At 69.5% G+C, this 21,555-nt stretch carries 15 protein-coding genes; 9 read left to right on the forward strand and 6 right to left on the reverse strand.

Annotated features, from left to right (window positions below):
- Positions 1-49 precede the first annotated feature (49 nt).
- From rfbD to QNO14_RS03245, 3 genes are read right to left on the reverse strand one after another with little or no spacing between them, the layout of a single operon-like run.
- Positions 50-1,465 carry a dTDP-4-dehydrorhamnose reductase gene (gene rfbD, locus QNO14_RS03235; protein ID WP_257506726.1) on the reverse strand — a complete coding sequence of 472 codons (1,416 nt, stop codon included), beginning with the start codon at positions 1,463-1,465 and terminating at the stop codon, positions 50-52.
- Positions 1,465-2,463: a dTDP-glucose 4,6-dehydratase gene (gene rfbB, locus QNO14_RS03240; protein ID WP_257494639.1), complete on the reverse strand. Its 999-nt coding sequence runs from the start codon at positions 2,461-2,463 to the stop codon at positions 1,465-1,467. Before rfbB ends, rfbD begins: the two co-directional genes overlap by 1 nt.
- A 48-nt stretch (positions 2,464-2,511) precedes the next feature.
- The gene (locus tag QNO14_RS03245) at positions 2,512-3,654 is read right to left on the reverse strand and encodes a glycosyltransferase family 92 protein (RefSeq protein WP_257494638.1); all 1,143 of its coding nucleotides are present in this window, start codon (positions 3,652-3,654) and stop codon (positions 2,512-2,514) included.
- Positions 3,655-3,847: 193 nt separating this feature from the next.
- Here QNO14_RS03245 and QNO14_RS03250 point away from each other — a divergent pair, with 193 nt between their 5' ends.
- Positions 3,848-5,746, forward strand: a complete 1,899-nt coding sequence (locus QNO14_RS03250; RefSeq protein ID WP_257506727.1) for a glycosyltransferase family 4 protein — start codon at positions 3,848-3,850, stop codon at positions 5,744-5,746.
- Here QNO14_RS03250 and QNO14_RS03255 read toward each other — a convergent pair.
- On the reverse strand, positions 5,732-7,108 hold the full coding sequence (locus QNO14_RS03255; RefSeq protein WP_257506728.1) for a glycosyltransferase: 1,377 nt from the start codon (positions 7,106-7,108) through the stop codon (positions 5,732-5,734). The genes QNO14_RS03250 and QNO14_RS03255 overlap by 15 nt on opposite strands.
- Positions 7,109-7,199: 91 nt before the next feature.
- On the opposite strand from QNO14_RS03255, the gene QNO14_RS03260 reads away from it, so the two are divergent.
- The 8 genes from QNO14_RS03260 (at position 7,200) to QNO14_RS03295 (ending at position 18,973) form a co-directional block, all read left to right on the forward strand.
- A complete protein-coding gene (locus QNO14_RS03260) occupies positions 7,200-8,957 on the forward strand; it encodes a glycosyltransferase (RefSeq protein WP_257506729.1) in 1,758 nt (585 codons plus the stop codon).
- Positions 8,958-9,007: 50 nt separating this feature from the next.
- Positions 9,008-9,880 (forward strand): glucose-1-phosphate thymidylyltransferase RfbA, encoded by an 873-nt coding sequence (gene rfbA, locus QNO14_RS03265; protein WP_257506730.1) that lies wholly within the window; start codon positions 9,008-9,010, stop codon positions 9,878-9,880.
- A 5-nt stretch (positions 9,881-9,885) separates the two neighbouring features.
- Positions 9,886-11,781 carry a rhamnan synthesis F family protein gene (locus tag QNO14_RS03270; RefSeq protein ID WP_285184431.1) on the forward strand — a complete coding sequence of 632 codons (1,896 nt, stop codon included), beginning with the start codon at positions 9,886-9,888 and terminating at the stop codon, positions 11,779-11,781.
- Positions 11,778-13,718 (forward strand): rhamnan synthesis F family protein, encoded by a 1,941-nt coding sequence (locus QNO14_RS03275; RefSeq protein ID WP_257506737.1) that lies wholly within the window; start codon positions 11,778-11,780, stop codon positions 13,716-13,718. The genes QNO14_RS03270 and QNO14_RS03275 overlap by 4 nt, the downstream gene beginning before the upstream one ends.
- Positions 13,719-13,728: 10 nt before the next feature.
- Positions 13,729-14,643: an ABC transporter permease gene (locus QNO14_RS03280; protein ID WP_257495165.1), complete on the forward strand. Its 915-nt coding sequence runs from the start codon at positions 13,729-13,731 to the stop codon at positions 14,641-14,643.
- Positions 14,644-14,660: 17 nt separating this feature from the next.
- Positions 14,661-15,905, forward strand: a complete 1,245-nt coding sequence (locus tag QNO14_RS03285; RefSeq protein WP_257495164.1) for an ABC transporter ATP-binding protein — start codon at positions 14,661-14,663, stop codon at positions 15,903-15,905.
- 49 nt (positions 15,906-15,954) lie between these two features.
- Complete coding sequence (locus tag QNO14_RS03290; protein ID WP_257495163.1) at positions 15,955-16,836, forward strand: glycosyltransferase family protein; 882 nt, start codon at positions 15,955-15,957, stop codon at positions 16,834-16,836.
- Positions 16,837-16,948: 112 nt separating this feature from the next.
- The gene (locus tag QNO14_RS03295) at positions 16,949-18,973 is read left to right on the forward strand and encodes an LGFP repeat-containing protein (RefSeq protein ID WP_257506738.1); all 2,025 of its coding nucleotides are present in this window, start codon (positions 16,949-16,951) and stop codon (positions 18,971-18,973) included.
- Positions 18,974-18,994: 21 nt separating this feature from the next.
- On the opposite strand, the gene QNO14_RS03300 is transcribed toward QNO14_RS03295, so the two are convergent.
- Entirely contained in the window at positions 18,995-20,518 is a 1,524-nt protein-coding gene (locus tag QNO14_RS03300) for a DUF2142 domain-containing protein (protein WP_257506739.1), read from the reverse strand.
- Positions 20,515-21,459 carry a glycosyltransferase gene (locus QNO14_RS03305; RefSeq protein WP_257495160.1) on the reverse strand — a complete coding sequence of 315 codons (945 nt, stop codon included), beginning with the start codon at positions 21,457-21,459 and terminating at the stop codon, positions 20,515-20,517. The genes QNO14_RS03300 and QNO14_RS03305 overlap by 4 nt, the downstream gene beginning before the upstream one ends.
- Positions 21,460-21,555 lie beyond the last annotated feature (96 nt).

Below are 21,555 nucleotides of genomic sequence, written 5' to 3' on the forward strand. Positions count from 1 at the left end.
ACTCCCAGCTCCGCTCCGCGGAGCGCTTCGTCGCGGTCTTCGACGTCGTTCAGCCGCGGGTGCCGAGGTAGGTTTCCAGAGACCTCGAGGCATTCGCCGGAGTGAAACCGGCGCGCTCGACCTTCGTGGTGTCCAGCACGCTGTTGCGGGGACGGGGCGCAACCGGCCCCGGCGCCGAGCCGAAGTACTCCTCGGTCGTCACCCCGGTGACGCGCGAGGGGTCGTTCCCCGTGAGTTGGAAGACCCGCCGGGCGATGTCCGCCCACGTGGCCGGTTCACCATTGCCCGCGAGGTTGTACACCCCGTGCGGGGCCCCCGTTTCGAGCAGGTGCCGGATGCCGCGGGCGATGTCGTCGGTGAACGTGAGGCGCCCCACCTGGTCGTCGACGACCTTCGGGTCGATGCCGCGCTCCGCCAGCGACGCCATCGTGCGGACGAAGTTGCCGCCCTCGCCGATGACCCAGCTCGTGCGGACGATGTAGTGACGGGGGACCGTGGCCACGAGGGCGTCGCCGGCGGCCTTGGTCTGTCCGTAGACACCGAGCGGCGCGATCGCGTCGTCCTCGGTGTAGGGCGCCGACTTGGCGCCGTCGAAGACGTAGTCGCTCGAGACGTGCACGAGCGTGATGCCGTTCGCGGCGGCCACGCGGGCAAGGGCTCCGACGCCCGTGACGTTCGCAGCCCAGGCATCGGCGCGTCCCTCCGCCGTCTCGGCGAGGTCGACCGCGGTGTAGGCGGCGGCGTTGATGACGGTGTCGTACTCGCGCCAGCGCCGCGCGGACTCCAGGCCCGGCGCCGTCAGATCGAGCTCGGCGCGGTCGGCGTACTCGACGTGCGGGGCGTCGCCGTACTCGGCCCGGAGCGCCCGGCCGAGCTGTCCACCGGCTCCGAGCACCAGGATCTTCTTCGGGGGCACCGGGGTGACGTCGGCCAGGCGCGGGTGGGCGGCATCCTTCGCCGACAGCTCCGCCTGATCCAGCGGGATCGGCCAGGCGATGGCGGCGGTCTCGTCGGCCAGGTTCAGGAACGTGTACTGCGCGTCGGGGGACCAGTGGTCGTTGACCAGGTACGTGTACGCGGTGTCCGTCTCGAGGGTCTGGTAGGAGTTGCCCACCCCGCGCGGCACGAAGATGGCCTTGGACGGGTCGAGCTCGGCGGTGTAGACCGCGCCGAACGTGGGGCCTTCGCGCAGGTCGACCCACGCGCCGAAGATGCGCCCGGTGGCGACCGAGACCCACTTGTCCCAGGGCTCCGCGTGGATGCCGCGGGTCGTGCCGACGGCGTCGTTGAACGAGATGTTGTTCTGCACCGGGCCGAAGTCGGGCAAGCCCGCGGCGGTCATCTTCTCGCGCTGCCAGTTCTCCTTGAACCAGCCGCGGTTGTCGCCGTGCACGGGCAGATCCCAGACGACGAGACCCGGGATGCCGGTCTCGGTCGGCTGCAGGCCCTTTCCGTACTCGGTCATCACTGACCCTTCGCCGCGTAGAACGCCTCGACGCCGTCCTTCGCCGGCGCCCACCAGTCCTCGTGAGCGCGGTACCAGTCGATGGTCGCGGCCAGTCCCGCCTCGAAGTCCTGGTAGCGCGGCGCCCAGCCGAGCTCCGTGCGCAGCTTCGTCGAGTCGATGGCGTAGCGCAGGTCGTGACCGGCACGATCGGTGACGTGGTCGTACGCGTCGGAGGGCTGCCCCATGAGCCGCAGGATCATCTCGACGACGGTCTTGTTGTCCTCCTCGCCGTCGGCGCCGATGAGGTAGGTCTCCCCGATCTCGCCCCGCTCGAGGATGGTCAGGACCGCGGAGGAGTGGTCGTCCGCGTGGATCCAGTCGCGCACGTTCTCGCCCTTGCCGTAGAGCTTGGGGCGGATGCCGCGGATCACGTTCGTGATCTGGCGTGGGATGAACTTCTCCACGTGCTGGTAGGGACCGTAGTTGTTGGAGCAGTTGCTGATGGTCGCCCGCACCCCGAACGAGCGCACCCACGCGCGTACCAGCAGGTCGCTGCCCGCCTTCGTCGAGGAGTAGGGGGACGACGGGTTGTACGGGGTCGACTCGGTGAACCGCGCCGGGTCGTCCAGCTCCAGGTCGCCGTAGACCTCGTCCGTCGAGATGTGGTGGAAGCGCACGTCGTGCGTGCGGGCCGCCTCGAGCAGCGTGTACGTGCCGACGATGTTCGTGTCGAGGAACGGCCGAGGGTCGTGCAGGCTGTTGTCGTTGTGCGACTCGGCGGCGAAGTGCACGACGGCGTCGGTCTGCGCGAACAGCTCGTCCACGAGGGCGGCGTCGGCGATGTCGCCCTGCACGAAGCGCACCCGATCTTCAGGGAGGTCCGCCAGCGACGCGCGGTTGCCCGCATAGGTCAGCTTGTCGAGGACCGTCACGTGGTCGTCGGTGTGCTCCACGACGTGGTGGACGAAGTTGGAACCGATGAAGCCGGCACCGCCGGTGACGAGCAGTCTGCGCATTCTTCTAGGGTATCCACCCGTCGCCGACACGACGAACGGCGGCCCCCGTCAGCGTCGCCGGGCGCCGAGGCGGTGGGCGACGCGCTCGAGCACGCGGAACCAGCGACGCCCGCGCAGTCCGTCCAGCTCGTCTGCCTTCTGCCGCAGTCCGAGGTTGTCCGACTGCAGCGCGCCCACTTCGTCGCGCAGGCCGGCGATGATCTCGTCGAGCTCGGCGACGTGTCGCAGGCGGTAATCGAGATCGTCGGCGGACTTGCGCTCCCGGGCTTCGAGGTCCTGCAGGCGCTGCTCCAGCGGAGCGATGCGCTGCATGAGCGCACGTTCGGCCGCGGCGTGCTCGTCGTCCAGTGGCTCGTCCGGCTGCGGCGAGGGGATGGCGTCGGCGATGCGGCGGTCCTCGACGAACCAGCCGTTCGCGAGCCCTTCGGCGAGCTCCTCCGGTGACGGGTGCCGACACACGTAGGCCCCGAAGAGGAATCCGTCCTGCAGGCGGCGGTAGTCCCGCATGCCGTGGTGGTTCGCGCTGGGCTTGAGGTGCGGCGACGCCTCATAGGCGCGGCCCGCGTTCTCGACCTTGCGTGAGAACTGCGCCCACGAGCGCCACGGGAAGTGGAGGACTTCGAGTCCGGCGCCGGGGGCCGGCTCGCCGTGGCTCTCGACGCTGACGAAGTGGTTGCCCTGGGCCACGACGACGTCCTCGCTCGCGACGAACGCGACGTCGGGGGTCGCGTGGGCGTGGATGCCGAGCCGGCGCATCAGCTCGTCCGGGCGCCGGTCCTGGTACACCAGGCGCTGCAGTCCGGTGCCCGACGCGGCCGGTGGCCCCGTCATGTCGGTGACGGGCACGATGAAAGCGCCGATGGCCGGATCGATGCGCTCCAGCGCCTCGCGGATCGTCAGTTCACCGTTCTGAGCGAGCCAGAACTCGTCCGCGTCGGCGTTGAGCACCCAGCGGGCACCCCGTCGGGCGGCTTCGCGGGACATGGCGGTGACGACCTCGTGCTGCTGCTTGAGGTGGCGCGGATCGTGCCGCAGCTCGATCACTCCCTGGCGCGCGAACTCCTCCAGGATCTCGGTGGTTCCGTCGACCGAGCCGTTGTCGGTCACCAGGAACAGATCGATGCCCTGGTCCAGGTGATGCTGGACCATCGCTCCGACGATGTCCGCTTCGTCACGGACCATCATGGTCATGGCGATCATCGGAAGAGGTCTCCAACTCTGCGTGATGGCGGGGGATCGGGTTTTCCCCAGCGCAAGACCACCCTAACGCGTACCCTGGGACCTCCAGTGAGGCGGTGACCGGGGGTGGACTCCGCCGATTCGGCCGGACGGGCGGTGCGGTATGGGGGGGATCATCCGGAGGCTTGCCCGTGGAGCGGCCGTGATGCTCGAAGGTGTGGCGCAGGGGGTGTCGGCGGTGGCCGATGTGCTGCGCAAAGGCGTGCGCACGTCGTTGCTGGACCGCCGCGCGGCGCGGATGGCCGCCGTGCAGGAGGGGGCGACCTTCGCCAGCGGCGTGACCACGACCTTCACCCCCTCGCGCGCCGAGGCCTGGTATCGCCTGGAGCGTCGTCCCTTGGTGATCGCGCTCCTCGGCGACGACGCCGCAGGCGACGTCGCAGCCTGGGTGATGCGGGCGCAGTCGGTGCTCAATGCCGAACTGTTCGTCGGCGAACGACTGGCGCCCCGCCTTGGGCACCTCCACCGCGCACACGTGGCGTCGTCCACGCCGGCGGTCGCAGAGCTCGCGGCGCTGTGGGAGTGGACGCACCGGCAGTGGCGCCGACACGACCTGCTTCTCCTCGACGCCAGCCAGCCCCTGCCCGACCCCGTCGCCGTCATCCATCTGCAGCACGCGGCGCACGAGTACCACCACGACCACGACATCGGCATCGTGGTTCCCGCGTACGACTGCGATGGCGTGCAGGTCAGCGGGTACGACGTCGAACGGCCCAGTGGAGCGGTGGTGCCCTCCAGTGGCGGCCGCGATTACGGTCAGCATCGCATCCCGCGGTACGTCCTCACTGCCGCGATGCACGGGATGTACGTGACCGCAGACGCGCTGGATCGCGTCGACCTGGCCGAGCGCCACCTGGCGGGCCTCTCGCTGGACGAGCAGGCCGGCCGCGTCGTGCGGCAGGCCTGGGCGGGGCACATCCGCACCCTCTGTCTGGCGAGCACCGCCTTCGCGGTCACCCGCATCCCGCAGCTCGACCTCGGCGCGGAACAGCGGAGGTGGCAGCTGGAGCGGCGCATCACGGCGGCCGACGGCCGCCCGCGCATCGTCTTCGTCCTCAACGCGACGTCCATCAGCGGGGGGATCCGGGTCGTGTTCGAGCAGGCCAACGGCCTGGCCGAGCGCGGGTTCGACGTGGAGATCTGGTCGCTCGAACCGGAGCCTGGCTGGTTCGACCTGCGTGTGCCGGTGCAGCGGTACCGCACCTACGAGGACCTTCTGCTGGCCTTGCGGCGCGTCGATGCCCTCAAGGTCGCCACCTGGTGGGAGACGGGCGAGATCGTGTGGCTCGCGTCCGTGAGTCACGGCGTGCCGGTCTTCCTGGTGCAGGAGTTCGAAACCTGGTTCTACCCGGACGACCCGGTCGCCCGGGCGGCTGTGGTGGCAGGGTATCGCCGGGAGTTCTTCACCGTGACGCAGGCGAGCTATCAGCAGCAGGAGCTCGCGGAGGTGGGCGTCGCGGCGCGACTGCTGCCGATCGGGTACGACGACCGTGTGTTCCGGCCACTGCCCGGGATCGAGCGGGAGCCCGACACCGTGCTGGCGCTGGGCAGGTCCTTCTTCCAGAAGAACTTCGAGATGACGCGCCGCGCCTGGCAGCGACTGGGGGAGGCGCGCCCGACGCTTGTGCTGTTCGGCAACGAGCCCGACCTCATGCGAGACGAGCGTGCCCGGTACGTCGTCCGTCCGGACGACGCGGAGGTCAACGAGCTGTACAACCGGGCGACCCTGTTCGTGCAGACCTCCCGCCACGAAGGCTTCGGCCTTCCCGTGCTCGAGGCGATGGCCGCCGGGTGCCCGGTGATCACGACCGATTCCCACGGCAACAGGGACTTCTGCCACGACGGCTCGAACTGCATCATTGTTCCCCAGGACGACGACGCGGCGCTCGCAGCGGCGATGCGTCGCCTTCTGGACGACCCGGCGGAACGCGAGCGGCTGCGTGTCGCGGGGTGGGAGACGGCCCGCCGTCACGCCTGGCGGGTCGTGCTCGACGAGACCGCCGGGTTCTACCGCGAGGTGCAGGCGGCCTCAGCGCCGACGTAGCCGCCGGTACGCGCTGCCGACGATCGTGCCGGAGAGCCGCGCACGCAGGCGCGCGACCGCGCCCGGGGGAGCCGCGGGCGGCGGGGCGGGTGCCACCGCGGGCGCATCGACGGGACGGGGGACGAGCGTGTCCTGCCAGTGGGCGACGACGCGCACGAGCTCGGCGGTCGTCGACGACCAGCGCCAGTCCTCCCTGACGCCGCGGACGCGCAGACGAACAGCTTCGCGCTCGGCGGGGTCGAGCAGGCGTTCGATCGCCGCCGTTGTGGCTTCCACGTCGGAGTACGGCACCACCTCGCCCAGCCCGTGCTCGGCGATGTACTCGGCGAACCAGTCGCCCTCGGAAACGATGCTCGGCAGGCAGGCCCAGAAGTGGTCGAGGATGCGGGTGCGGAAGGCATACCGGGTCTCGAACGACTCCTTGTGCGTCGAGACGGCGGCATCGGCGTCGAGCAGGTAGTCCGCGCGCTCCGACGCGGGCACCCAGCCGTCGATGAAGTGCACGCCGTCGCCCAGCACGCCCAGATCGGTCGCGGCATCCATTGCGCGGCGCACCGCCGTGGGTCGGCCGATCGCCGCGTTGGGATGCGTCGTGCCGTAGAAGACCAGGTGCACGCCCAAGCCGCGCTCGCGCAGCCGGGCGACAGCCCGGATAGGGGTCTCCGCGTCGAACCAGTCCCAGATGCCGCCGGCCCACAGCAGCACCAGGTCGGAGGCGGGAATGCCGAATCGCTCCCGAATGCCGCGGCGATCGCTCGCCGGCTCGCCCTCGGCCATGCCGAAGGGGCAGAGCCCGATGACCTCGTCGGGGGTGCGCCCGCGCAGATCGCTCGGCAGAAGGCCTTCGGCGGAGATCATGTAGCCGATCCAGAAGTCCCGCTGACGCTCGTTGGACGTCACGAAGTAGCTTCCCGTGCGCAGCGCGAAGCGGAAGAAGCGGAGCACGTCGCGGAAGACGTCGTCCTTCTCCGGCTGCGTGTCGAAGCCGCCGATGCGCTCCGCGCCGATCGCCTCGGCGGGCAGCGCGTTGTACAGGTCGAAGATGAAGCGGCATCCCGCTCGCTGCCCCTCGCGCACGGCCACCTCGTCGATGAGCTGGCAGAAGGCGACGTCGTGGCTCGTGAGCAGCGCGACCAGCTCGTCGCGACCCTCGTACGCCACGACGTCGAACCCGCGACCGCGCAGCGCCTCGACGTCGCTGCCCTCGATGCCGACCGCGAGAGTGACGTCCCCGACGGTCGCGAGCTGCTGGGCGATCTCCGCGAAGCGCAGCCCGGGTCCCGCCATCCGCGCGCCCACGACGTCGGGGGCCACGAGCACGATGCGAGGGCGGGGGGAGGTCGCAGGAGCGGTGGGTAGCATGTGTGCGGTGTCTCCTCGATCGATCACGACCCGTATGTCCCGGCTGCTGACCCGCGTGGCCCGGGCCGGTTACCGAAGGATGCCTGAGCGAGTGAGATCCGCGGTGCGGGACGCGCGCGTCGAGCGCTCCTATTCTCGCAACACCGCGGGCGAGGTGACCAGCCCGGCGATGCGCGAATGGTTCCGCGCGCATGGGCGCCCCGTCAGTATCGTCATCCCCAGCTACAACGACGTCGCCCTGCTGACCGTCGCGCTGCGCAGCATCGAGGAGACCCTGTCAGGGGCCGACTACGAGGTCATCATCGTCGACGACTACATCGACGCGGCGGTCGGCGCGCAGCTGCGCGCGTTCGAGTCCGACCGGGTGCGGGTCATCCTGAAGGAGCGTCGCCTGGGCTTCGCCGGCACGGTGAACGTGGGCATGGCGCAGGCACGTCACGACATCGTCCTGCTCAACAGCGACATCGTCGCCAAGCCGGGGTGGCTGGAGGCGCTGCAGTACAGCGCATACGAGATCGACCCCCGGATCGGGATGGTCAGCCCGAAGCTCGTCTACCCCGACGGCCTCATCCAGTACGGCGGGACGTACTGGGCGCGCCTGCTCGCGCCGCAGTGGTTCGGGCACCTGCACGTCGGCTCGCCCGCCACGAAGCCCACGGCGAACGTCGCCGGATACAACACATCGATCTCCGGGGCGTGCGTGTACATCACGCGGGCGGCGTTCGACGCCGTGGGGCCGCTCGACGACGAGTTCTGGCTCGGGTTCGAGGACGTCGACTATGGCCTGCGGTCGTGGGATGCCGGCTTCCGCTGCTACTACCAGCCGGCCGCGATGCTCGTGCATCACGAGTCGGCCTCCCGCGGGTACAGCCAGGGCCACCGCGAACTGGCGTCGATGCGGCGGTTCTGGCGGCGGTGGCAGTCGCGTTTCCTCGCGCGATCGGTCGATGCCGCCCAGCCCGTGGACATCGTGCTCGGGTCGGCATCCGATGGTCTCTGGCGGCGGTACGTCGAGACGCTCGCCGACCACCTGCGGCGCAGCGGTCGCGAGGTCGCGGTGCACGTCGTCGAGGGGCCCGCGCCGCAGGAAGAGCTCATCGAGCGGCTCGCCGGCCGTGGCGGCGTGGTCGTCGCCTGCGACTGGACGGCCGCCGAGACCGTCTGGTTGGCCACCCGGCGCGCGGGTGTGCCGGTGTACCTGCTGCCGACCGTCGAGAGTGTCGGCTTTCCGGATGACCCCGCACGGCAGACCCGCATCATCGCCGGGTACCGGTCCGAATTCGACTACATCGCCCCCACCCGCTGGGCGCAGCGCCAGCTGCAGGCGGAGACCGCATGGGAGGTGCTCGCACGGGTGGCCCCGGCGCTGCAGCCGCCCGCGCTCCCGGAGTCCGCCGAGCCCGTCGTGGTCAGCATCGGCGCCACGGCGCAGCAGCAGGGCGAGGTCGGGGCCGTCGCCGCGAAGCACGACCACCGGGTCGTGCATGTGGACGCCCTCGATACCGGCGAGCTCGAACGCATCGCCGGCCTGCGCCCCCGGGCGATCGTGTCGTACGAGGAGTACAGCTCGCCGCTCGCGCCGTATGCGCTGATGTCTCTGGGGGCCGTGTGGATCGCGGCGGAGAGTCCCGCGCTCGGACACGACGTGCTCGACGGGTACAACGCCCTGCTGTTCTCGCGCGGCGACGCGCAGTCTCTCGAGCGCGCGATGGCGGACGCGCTCACCCACGACGCGACATGGGCGCAGGTGCGGGCCAACGCGCACGCCTGGGTCCAGCGCGCCGCACGCCTCGCCCCCGACGCGGTGTCACGCGCCATCGACGCCTTCGCGACCGACCCCGTCAGCTGATCGCGTCCGCGGGTTTGGTGCCGCCCGCCTGATGAACGAGACTGGACGGCATGCGTGGAATCATTCTCGCCGGCGGAACCGGATCCCGCCTGCACCCCATCACCCTCGGCGTCTCCAAGCAGCTGGTTCCCGTCTACGACAAGCCGATGATCTACTACCCGCTGTCGACGCTGCTGCTGGCGGGCATCCGCGACATCCTCATCATCACGACGCCGCAGGACTCCGAGGCCTTCCAGCGGCTGCTGGGTGACGGCTCGCGGTTCGGGATCTCCCTGACGTACAAGGTGCAGCCCAGCCCCGACGGACTGGCGCAGGCGTTCGTCCTCGGGGCCGACCACATCGGCGATGATTCCGTGGCGCTCGTGCTGGGCGACAACATCTTCTACGGCCAGGGCATGGGCACGCGGCTGCGCCAGTACACGACGCTGGACGGCGGCGTGGTGTTCGGCTACTGGGTCGACGATCCCACCGCCTACGGTGTGGTGGAGTTCGATGACCAGGGCCGGGTGGTCTCACTCGAGGAGAAGCCGACCGTTCCCCGCTCGAACTACGCCGTCCCCGGCCTGTACTTCTACGACAACGACGTCGTCGACATCGCCGCGAACCTCACGCCGTCGGCGCGAGGAGAGCTCGAGATCACCGACGTGAACCGCGAGTACCTCGCGCAGGGACGGCTGAAGGTCGAGCTGCTGCCGCGAGGCACCGCGTGGCTGGACACCGGAACCTTCGATTCGCTCGCCGAGGCGACGGACTTCATCCGCACCGTGGAGAAGCGTCAGGGCCTGTCGATCGGCAGCCCCGAAGAGGTGGCCTGGCGCGTCGGGTTCCTCACCGACGACGAGCTGCGCGAGCGCGCCGAGCCGCTGGTCAAGAGCGGCTACGGTGCCTACCTGCTCAAGGTGCTGCAGCAGGGCAGACACTGACCGCGGTGTCGGGTGTGGGTGTGCCGGTGGCGTTCCCGGTGGGTGGGCGCCGGCTGGTGGTGTATGTGGTGTGGGATCGCCGTGGCGGTGTGGAGGATTACATCCCGGTGGCGTTGGCGGGGTTGCGTGAGCATGCGGCGCGCATTCTCGTGGTGGTGAACGGGGAGTTGTCGGCGGAGGGTCGCGCGAAGCTCGAGCCGGTGTGTGATGAGGTGCTGGTTCGGGAGAACCGGGGTTTCGACATCTGGGCGCATAAGGATGCGTTGGATCACCTGGGGTCGTCGGTGGCGGAGTTCGATGAGGTCGTGTTCGCCAATGACACCTGGTATGGGCCGGTGCGGCCGTTCGGTCCGGTGTTCGAGCGGATGGATGCGCAGCCGGTTCATTTCTGGGGGATGACCGATCATGCCCGGGAGGTGCCGAATCCGTTCACGGGTTCGGGTGTGCTTCCGTATCATCTGCAGTCGTTCTGGATCGCGGTGCGGCGGGAGATGCTGGGGTCGTCGCGGTGGCGGGAGTATTGGGCGGCGCTGCCGGAGATGCCCGGGTATTTCGATGCGGTGTTGAAGCATGAGGTGGTGTTCACGGAGCACTTCGCCGAGGCCGGTTACATCCACCAAGCCGCCTTCCCCTCCGCCGGGTATCCCTCCGACCATCCGGCACTGTTCAACGTCGACCTGATGCTGGACGACGGGTGTCCTCTCGTGAAGCGGCGTCCGCTGTTCCACTACCCGCCGTTCCTCGACCGCCACGCGGTGATCGGCCGTGAGCTGATCGCCCGGATCGCACGGGAGGATTACCCCGTCGAGGTGGTCATGCACGACCTCGCGCGCAACGTCGCGCCACGCGTGCTCATCGCAGACGCCGGTCTGGTCGACGTGGTGGGCGAGGACGACGCCCCGGAGGTGCCGGCGTGGACGCCGCGCGTGACGGTCATCCTGAACCTCGGCGGCCCCGCAGCGGCCACGGCCCTCAGGGCTGCCTTGACGTCGGTCCCCGCGCCCTACAGGGTCGTCGCGACCGTGCCGCGGCAGGACATGGTCGACGAGGTCGCCGCGATCCTCCGTGACGGCGCCGCCGAGGACGTCGAGGTGCGCGTCGTCCCGTCCGGGCCCGACTTCGGCGACGCGCTGTGGGTCGGATGCCGGGATGTGCTCGTGGACCCCACCCGGGATCTCATCGTGCGCCTGCGGGACGATCCGTGCCTGTACGGGCGGGAGGCCGGAGCGGTGTACCTCCGCCGCCACGACCTGGAGTCGCTGCTGGGCGGCCCTGGAGTCGTGACGCGGCTGTACGAAGGCTTCCACCGCGAACCGGGGCTGGGGGCGGTGTTCCCCGTGCGCGCGCACATCGGACGCGCGGTCGCGGGCCTCGGCTGGGGGGAGCATTGGGGTCCCGCGCAGCAGCTCTTCGAGCGTATGGGCGTGCGGGTGCCGGTGGATCCGGGGCCCTCGGTCGGCCCGTCGATCGGGGCCTGGATCGCCCGGCCGCAGGCTCTCGCCCTCCTCACGGAAGTGACGGCGGAACCGGAAGACGACTCGCTGGGGGAGACCCTCGCCCGTGCGGGTGGGGACGACCTGCTCCTCGCGCCGTTCGCGGCGGAACGCGGGTATCACGTGCGCACCGTGCTGAGCCCGCAGCACGCCGCGATCGCTCATTCGTCGATCGACTACGCGGTCGACCAGCTCTCCACCACCCTGCCGGGCTACCCCCTGGAGCAGATCCAGTTCCTGCACCGCGTCCAGTGGGACGGGAACGTCAGCGTGCGCGGCATCCTGAAGATGTATCTGAATATGAACCGTCCGGGCCTGATGCAGCGGGTGCGCCGGGCGGCCCATGCCGCGCGAAGGGTGCGCGACATCCCCCGCAGGCTGCGCGCACGCGTGAGGAGGGGTCGATGACCGCGGTGTCGGGTGTGGGTGTGCCGGTGGCGTTTCCGGTGGGTGGGCGGCGGCTGGTGGTGTATGTCGTGTGGGATCGCCGTGGGGGTGTGGAGGATTACATCCCGGTGGCGTTGGCGGGGTTGCGTGAGCATGCCGATCGCATCCTGGTGGTGGTGAACGGGGAGTTGTCGGCGGAGGGCCGCGCGAAGCTCGAGCCGGTGTGCGATGAGGTGCTGGTTCGGGAGAACCGGGGTTTCGACATCTGGGCGCATAAGGATGCGTTGGATCATCTGGGGTCGTCGGTGGCGGAGTTCGATGAGGTCGTGTTCGCCAATGACACCTGGTATGGCCCGGTGCGGCCGTTCGGTCCGGTGTTCGAGCGGATGGATGCGCAGCCGGTGCATTTCTGGGGGATGACTGATCATGCCCGGGAGGTGCCGAATCCGTTCACGGGTTCGGGTGTGCTTCCGTATCATCTGCAGTCGTTCTGGATCGCGGTGCGGCGGGAGATGCTGGGGTCGTCGCGGTGGCGGGAGTATTGGGCGGCGCTGCCGGAGATGCCCGGGTATTTCGATGCGGTGTTGAAGCATGAGGTGGTGTTCACGGAGCACTTCGCCGAGGCCGGTTACGTCCACCAAGCCGCCTTCCCGCAGTCCGAGTATCCGAGCAAGAATCCGTCGTTGTACGACGCGGCAGCGCTCGTGGCCGACGGCTGTCCGCTGCTCAAGCGGCGCGTGTTCTTCCAGTGGCCCCCCTACCTCAACGCCAACGGCGTCGTCGGGCGGTGGGTGATCGACGAAGCCGAGGCGGGCGGCTACCCCCTCGAGGTGATGTGGCAGGACCTGGCGCGCAACGTCGCCCCGAAGGTGCTCAACGCGGATGCCGCGATGCTCGAGATCCCCGCGTCGGCGGGTGCCACCCGGTACGACCCGGACAGGCCGCTTCGCGTCGTGGCGATCCTGCACGTGTTCTACACCGAGATGCTCGACGGCATGCTCGACCGCGTCGAGACGCTGCCCGACGGATTCGACCTCATCGTCACGACCCCCGACCAAGCCCGGGCCGACACGCTGTCGACACGCCTCGCCGAACGGTACGGCACCGCCGTGTCGTGGCAGGTGCGTGTCGTGGACAACAGCGGCCGCGACCAGAGCGCATTCCTCGTCGGATGCCGAGATGTCCTGCTCGGCGGGGGATACGACCTGGTCGTGAAGCTCCATTCCAAGAAGACGCCGCAGGACGGGTTCAACGTCGGGCGGCATTTCGCCCGGCAGCAGTTCGGGAACCTGCTCGCGGGGCCCGCCTACACCGCGAACGTGCTGGCGATGTTCCAGCGTGAGCCGGGACTGGGCATGGTGTTCCCTCCCATGATCCACATCGGCTACCCCACCATGGGGCGGGCCTGGTGGGCGAACAAACCCGGGTTCGAGGTTCTGGCCGATGTGCTCGGCATCCACGTGCCGCTGGACGACGTCTCGCCGCTCGCGCCCTACGGCTCGATGTTCATCGCCCGCCCCGAGGCCCTGCGCCCGCTGGTGGACCACCCGTGGAAGTACGAGGACTTCGGCGGCGAGGGCGCCTATGCCGACGGGGGCCTCGCCCACATCCTCGAGCGCATGCCCGCGTATGCCGCCGGTGAGCAGGGCTACCACTCGCGCACCGTCGCGAACGCCGACTACATCGCGACCAGCTACGCCGCGCTGGAGTTCAACCTCGACGAGTTGAGCGCCGGCGGCCGCGGCGACCTCTCCGAGCGCATCCAGACCCTTCGGCTGGCGGGGGACTTCTCCCGGGGGCGCGCGATCGATTTCCTGCGCGTCTACCTGCGGGTGCACCATCCCGGACTCGGTGCTCGACTGCGGGCGGTGGCGGCGGCGCCGACCGTGCGGGGCCGGCTGCTGCGCGCGGCGCGGCGGCTCGTGCGCCGCGCAGGAGCTCTCAGGCGCGGACGGTAGACTCACCGGAATGTCCGAAGCGTCCATCGCCGCGCAGCGCTATGCGCGCCTCAGCGCCACACCGATGCGGACGATCGGGGCACCCAAGGGCCTCCGACCCCGCGCCCTCCTGGAGTCCGTCAGCAGCCTGTTCGCGCAGCGCAGCATGCTCGACCTCCTCATCCGCCGCGACCTGAAGGCGCGCTACAAGGACTCGACCCTCGGGTTCCTGTGGTCCCTCGCGCGCCCCCTCATGCAGCTGGCGATCTACTTCATCGTCGTCGGGCAGTTCCTGGGGGCCGCGCGCGGCATCCCGGACTTCGCCGTCTACATCTTCACCGGGCTGACGGCGGTCGGGCTGTTCACCGAGATCGTCATCAGCGGCACCGGTTCCATCATCGCCAATTCCGGCCTCGTGAAGAAGGTCTACCTGCCGCGCGAGGTCTTCCCCCTCGCGAGCGTGGGCTCCGCCCTGTTCAACTTCGCCGTGCAGCTGGCGATACTCGTGCTCGCCACGCTGCTCGTGGGCAAACCACCGCTGCACGCGGAGATCCTCTACGTGCTGCCGTCGATCGCGGTGCTGGTGGTCTTCGGCACCGCCCTGGCGCTGCTCTTCAGCGCCCTCAACGTCTATCTGCGCGATGTGCAGTATCTGGTCGAGGTCGGGACGATGCTGCTGTTCTGGGCCAGCCCCGTGGTCTACTCCTGGCAGATGGCCACCGAGATCATCCGGTCCGAGTTCTGGACGGCGGTCTTCACGAACAACCCGATCACCCTCGCCGTGCTCGGATTCCAGCGCGCATTCTGGGTCGGCGGAGCGGACTTCCCCCAGCCGACCGATCTGCTGCTGCGGCAGGGCATCGCGCTCGTCGTCGGACTGGTCTTCCTCTTCGCCAGCCATCGGGTCTTCCTGCGCCTGCAGGGCAACTTCGCGCAAGAACTGTGAACGGACGAGAACACGAGATGAACAGTCGGGGCCCCCAGGAGCCGCACCCTGACGTCGTGCGCGTCAACGGTGTGTCGAAGCGATTCGTCGTGCGCAAGGACTCATCGATCAAGGAGCGCATCGTCACGTTGGGACGAGCGGGCCGGCGCCACCGCGAGGACTTCTGGGCGTTGCGCGAGGTCGACATCGCCATCGCAGCGGGCACGACGATCGGGCTGATCGGGCACAACGGCTCCGGCAAGAGCACGCTGCTGAAAGTCATCGGCGGCATCATCGACCCCACGACGGGCACCGTCGAGCAGCGCGGCCGCCTGGCGGCGCTGCTCGAGCTGGGGGCGGGATTCCACCCCGACCTCACCGGACGTGAGAACGTCTATCTGAACGCTTCCGTGCTCGGGCTCACCCGGGCCGAGACCGACGAGCGCTTCGACGACATCGTCGGGTTCTCCGGCATCGGGGAGTTCATCGACACCCAGGTGAAGTTCTATTCGTCGGGGATGTACGTGCGGCTGGCGTTCGCCGTCGCGGTGCACACCGACCCGGACATCCTGCTCGTCGACGAGGTCCTCGCCGTCGGCGACGAGGCGTTCCAGCGGAAGTGCCTCGACAAGATCCGCACCTTCCAGGCGGAGGGTCGCACCATCGTGATCGTGAGCCACTCGCTGGGTCAGATCACCGAGCTCTGCGACCGCGCCGTGCTGATGAACCGGGGACGCGTCGTCTTCGACGGCGACCCGAACATGGCCGTGGCCCGCTTCCGCGACATCCTCGATGAGCGGCGCGTGGCGGAAGAAGAACGCGAGCACGAGCGCACCGGCACGCGCGACGCGGTCGAGACCGAGAGCGCGCGCATCGTCTCCACGGAGCTCGAGGTGGTCGATGGAACGGCCGATGGCGAGGTCCTTCCGGGCAGCGACATCCGCATCCGCGTGGAACTCGAAGCGGCGGAGCCGCTCGAGCAGTGGCGCTGCGCCATCCAGGTCGACACCGTCATGGGTGCGGCGGTGTACGGAACGACCAGCGAGCGCGTCGGGTTCGTCCCGGAGCCCCTCATCGGCCGACGTACCGTGGAGTTCCTGCTGCGCGACGCGCGGTTCGGCGAAGGCAAGTACTTCGTGAACGTCTCCCTGATGGATTCTGCGGGCCGTCACCTGGACGACGCGCGGCAGGCCTGCTCCTTCGACGCCGCGCCGTTCCACAGCGCGGTGGGTCCGGTGTTCATCGTGCCGGAGTTCACGGACGTCACCGACGGCCGTGTCTGAGGGTACGCCTTCCGGTCCTGCGCGCCTCGTGCGTGCCGGACGACGTCGCATGCGGGAGCTCGCACGCCGCACCGTCCCGCTGCGTGTGCGCGCCGGCGTGATGCGCGCGGTGCGGCGTCTGCGCGCTGCCGGAGGGCCCCGGACGGTGCTCGTCACGGCCGGGCGCCGCCTGCGCTGGCGTGCCGCCCTGACCCACCGCGTGCTCGTTGCGCCGCGGTGGCGCCTGGTCGCGGGGGAGCGAGACCCGGCCGCGCTGCCCGTCGTCATGTGCCTGTGGAACCGGCCCCACCTGCTGGCCCGTACGCTGGCGGATCTGGCCGCCCAGCGCGATGCGCCCCCCCTGCGACTGCTGCTGTGGAGCAACCGCCCCGAGAACGACGCGGCCTTCCTGTCCGCGGTACGTGCGCACGGCGCCAGCGGGGCCATCGCCAGCGTGGAGTTCCATTCGAGCCGGGTGAACCTCGGCGGAATCGCGCGTTTCGTCGTCGCGCGTCACCTCGCCCCGGCGAAGGAGTCGCAGCCGTTCGTGATGATCGACGACGATGAGGCCGTCTCGGCCGACTTCATCCGCCATCTGCTGGATGCCTACCAGCCCCACGGCCTGGCCGGGCTGTGGGCGTTCGAAGTGGTCGCCGGGTACTGGGACCGTCGCGAGCTTGCCGCCGGAGCCGAGGCGGACTACGTCGGCACCGGCGGGAGCATCTGCGACACCCGGCTGGTGCACCAGCGCGGGTTCTTCTCGCGCCTTCCCGCGCGATTCGGTTTCCTCGAGGACATCTGGGCCAGCGCACAGGCGAAGAGGGCCGGGTGGCACCTGACGAAGGTCGTCACCCCCTTCGAGTTCCTCTCCGAGGACGACAACCAGTACCACGCGCTCCGGGATCTCAAGACGGTCTTCTGGGACTGGCTGTACTCCGCACCACGGGGATGAGGCGCGCAACGACGCGGTCGTCAAGATTTACGCCCGTGCTCCCGTAGCCTGGACGGGGCCAGACGCGCCCGTCTGATGTCCGTGCCGACACCCTGGTGGTTAGACCATGTCCGTGCCCTCCGTTCTGTCACGCACCGCCGCTGCCATAGCGGTTGCCGTTCTCGTGGTCATCGGCGCCGCCGCCCCCGCGGCGGCGGACGAGACGCCGGCAGCCCTCGGCGCAGGCTCGGCCACACTGGCGCAGGGGTCCGCGTCGCCGAAGGCCTCCCCGCGCGTCGTGACAGCGGCGGTCACGGGGTTCGACCCGGGGAACATCATCGACGACGCGGTGTTCTTCGCCAGCGGCACCATGTCGGTCGCCGAGATCCAGAGCTTCCTCAACGCCCGGGTGCCCTCGTGTGACCCCGGCTACACCTGCCTCAAGGACTATGCCCAGGCCACCAGCAGTCGTGCGGCGGATGCCATGTGCCGGAGTTACACCGGAAAGCCGCGGGAGACGTCGGCCGAGATCATCTACAACGTCGCTCAGGCCTGTGGCATCAACCCGCAGGTCATCCTCGTCACCCTGCAGAAGGAGCAGAGCCTGGTGACGGACACGTATCCGTACGACTCGCAGTACAAGATCGCGATGGGGCAGGGCTGCCCCGACACTGCGGCGTGCGATTCGCGGTACTTCGGCTTCTTCAACCAGGTGTACGGGGCGGCCTGGCAGCTCAAGCGGTACGCGAACCCGCCGGGCACCCAGCAGTACTTCACCTGGTACGCACCGGGCCGGACCTGGAACATCCGCTACCACCCGGAGGTGTCCTGCGGGTCCTCGCCGGTGTACGTCCAGAACCAGGCGACCGCGAACCTGTACTACTACACGCCCTACCAGCCGAACCGCGCTTCGCTCGCAGCCGGGTACGGGCAGGGCGACGGCTGTTCGAGCTACGGCAACCGCAACTTCCACAACTACTTCACCGCGTGGTTCGGATCGACGAAGTCCCTCGGGCCCGCCGCCATCGCCGCGAAGTACGCCGCGGTCGGGGGAGCGGCCGGCGCCCTCGGCGGTGCGCTCAATGCGCCGACCTGCGGGCTGCCGGAGAACGGCTGCTACCAGGTGTTCGCCAATGGGCAGATCCACTGGTCTGCGGGGTACGGCGCGTTCGTGACGACAGGCGCGATGCTCTCTCGGTGGGCGGCGACCGGATATGAGCGGGGGAGCCTCGGGTACCCGATCAGCGATCAGGGTTGCGGGCTGCCGGGAGAAGGCTGCTACCAGGTCTTCCAGAAGGGGAAGATCCACTGGTCCGCTGCGACCGGCGCGTTCAGCACGGGCGGCGGGATCGGTTCCGCCTGGGCGCGCAACGGCAACGAGCGCGGGGCGCTCGGTTACCCCGTCACCGAGGAGACCTGCGGGCTCACCGGTGGCGGCTGCTACCAGCGGTTCCAGAACGGCCAGATCCACTGGGCTCCGGGGGTGGGCGCGTTCGCCACCCGCGGCGACTTCCTCGCGACGTGGGCCTCGACGGGATATGAGAAGGGGGCGCTCGGCTACCCGCTCAATGATCAGACGTGCGGGCTCGTGCAGGAGGGCTGCTACCAGACCTTCCAGCACGGCGGCATCCATTGGACGGCAGCGACCGGGGCGCATTCCACACACGGCGGCATCGGGTCCGAATGGGCCCGGACCGGATACGAACGGGGTGCGCTGGGATTCCCCGTGGCGGAGGAGACGTGCGGGCTTGCCGCAGGCGCCTGCTCGCAGCAGTTCCAATCGGGACGCATCGTGTGGGTGCCCGGAATCGGCTCCCGCGTCTTGACCGGTGACATCCTCACCGCCTGGGACGCGCAGGGCGGCGGTGCGGGGCCGACGGGCTACCCGCTCAGCGGGCAGTCCTGCGCGCTCATCGGGGGAGGCTGCTTCCAGGTCTTCCAGAACGGACAGATCCACTGGTCGACCGCGACGGGGGCGCACTGGACGCACGGGGGCATCGGCTCAGCGTGGGCCCACGCCGGGTACGAAGGCGGACCCTTGGGCTACCCCGCCGGTGCGGAGAGCTGCTCGACCGCAGGCGACGTGTGCACGCAGCGCTTCCAACGCGGACAGGTGACGTGGACGGCAGGGGTCGGGACCGCGATCACCCTCGACTGAGGCGCCGCGCGGGCGGTCGCCTCAGCGCCGCTCGCGCGCGAGCAGCGGTCGGGGCGCGCTGGACACCAGCGTCGTGACCAGCAGCAGGCCCACCCCGATGAGCGCGGCGAGCAGCCACAGGCTCAGCGGCGGGCGCCACGCCGGGTCTGCCCACAGCGGCGCCGAGTTGCCGAGAAGGTAGCGGTGCGCACCGTTGAGCATGATCCACACGTGGGCGAGCAGGAAGCCCCAGGGCGCACCGATGGCCGCCACCCGCTGAGCGCGACGGGAGAGTTCGTCCGTCACGAGCGGAGGGGTGGCCATGCGGTCGCCTGCGCTGAGGGCGGCGATGGCCAGCAGAGCGACCACATAGGGCAGCGTGTAGCGCCCCTGCCACCCCTGTCCGCTCCACTGGATCCCGGAGAGGACCCCGGGAAGAAGGATGCAGGTGGCGGTTGCGAGAACGAGCGTCACCCGCTCGCCCTTGGCGGCTGCGAGGAACGACACGAAGACGAATGCCGCAGCAGCGGCCAGCCAGCCGAACACGACGAGGTGGGGTGCGGGGAGGTCGAGCCAGCCCAGCTGGCCGACGACCTGGTTCAGCTGTCCGTCGATGAGGTCGTAATACACCGGGATCGATGCGATCCCCTCACTGAGCGAGTCAGGAGGGACGACGCCGACGTAGTTGGTGCCGTGCGAGAGGATCCAGAGGAGGCTCAGGACGCCGATCAGCACGAGCGGTGCCAGCAGCACCCAGGACGTGCGCTGTGCCAGGACGTCCCGGAGGGCGGTCCACCCCGCGCAGATCGCGAGTGCGGTGAGGACGAGCGCAGCGATCAGCGGTGAGAGACCGCGCGACACCAGAAGAAGCGCGCCGGCGATCAGGACGATCGAATGCGATTCGGTCCAGCGGCCGCGCGTGGGCCGGCGCACGATGAGGTTCCACCCGCCGACGACGATGGCGAGGGTCGCGACGATCTCGAGCCCGTTGGGGTTCAGGACCGAGCACATGTACACGACCATGGGCGTGATGAGGATCAGCAGGCCGGTGACGGTCCAGCGCGAACGCGCCGTCCGGATCAGCAGGGACGTCGCCCAGCCGATCACCCCGGCATTGACGAGGGCGGCCAGGAGACGGGCGACGTACATGCCGTTCTCGGTCGGGATCAGCAGCGAGCCGAGACCGGTCCACGCATAGAAGACCGGGTTGTACAGCCCCACGTGCGTGCGGGTCGCCACGTCGGCGTTCGAATCCGTGCGGAACTCGGTCTGGCACGAGGCGGTCACATCGATCTGGAAGGCGAGGCACGCGGCCAGGTCATGGACGCTGGCGATCCGGGCGGGGACCACGACGTCGAGCATGCCGCTCTGGCCGCGGACCACGGCGGCCGAGTAGATGTAGTGGGCCGACTCGTCGGGACTCGACGCGAGGGGGAGGAAGAGCCCCCAGCCCGCGAACAGCAGGAAGAACGCGCCTGCGAAGACCGCGACGTGCAAAGCGGGGCGCGACATGAGCCACAGCTGCGCAGCAACGACTCCATGGCCGAGGCGGGCGGGGAGCGTCATGCGCCCGGACCGACTCGCGGTGCGTCGTGCCCCAGGTAGTTCAGGCGGCTCAGTTCGCGGCGCGCCTTGAGCACGCCGTCCAGGATCAGTCCGATGGTCCACGACATGAAGGCGAGCAGCACGATTCCCATGGCGAGGATCGCGGTGGGGAACCGTGGGACGAGGCCGGTCTGCGCGAAGTCCACGATCACCGGGATGCCCACGATGAGGCCCAGCAGCGCCAGGATCGCGCCGACGATGCCGTAGAACATCATCGGCCGCTCGTGGCGGATCAGGCCCACGATCAGGGAGAGGATGCGGAAGCCGTCGTGATAGGTGCGGAGCTTGCTCTCGCTGCCGGCCGGGCGGTCCTTGAAACCGACGGGGACTTCGATCTGCGGGACGCGGAGGCTCATCGCGTGCACGGTGAGCTCCGTCTCGATCTCGAACTCGCGAGAGAGGGCAGGGAAGCTCTTCACGAAGCGGCGGGAGAACACCCGGTAGCCGCTGAGCATGTCGTTCACCGGGGATTTGAAGACGTTGCCGACGAACCAGTTGAACCCGCGGTTCCCGAGCTCGTGACCCGGGCGGTAGGCCGTCGTCGTGGTCTGGCGGCGCACTCCCAGCACATGGTCGTAAGGACCCGACTGGAGGGCCGCGATCATCTGGGGGAGATCATCGACGGCGTACGTGTCGTCGCCGTCGATGAGCACGTAGATGTCGGCGTCGACGTCGGCGAAGGCGCGACGGACGACGTTGCCCTTGCCCTTCGTGAGTTCGGTGCGCACGATCGCGCCGGCCTCGGCCGCGACGCGCGCCGTCGCATCGCTGCTGTTGTTGTCGTACACGTACACGGAGATGCCGGGGACGGCGTTACGCAGGTCGGTGACGACCTGCCCGACAGCCGCTTCTTCGTTGTAGCAGGGAACGATCGCCGCGATGGACGGAGCGGACGTGGTCACGCAGATCTCCTCGGGGTAGGCCACCGCCATACCCGGCGGAACGCGCCATCCAAGTTATCATGGGCGGTCGGCGCGCCCATCCGCGCCGAGAAGGAG

This window comes from Microbacterium sp. zg-Y625, from assembly GCF_030246925.1.
Classification (GTDB): Bacteria; Actinomycetota; Actinomycetes; order Actinomycetales; family Microbacteriaceae; genus Microbacterium; species Microbacterium jiangjiandongii.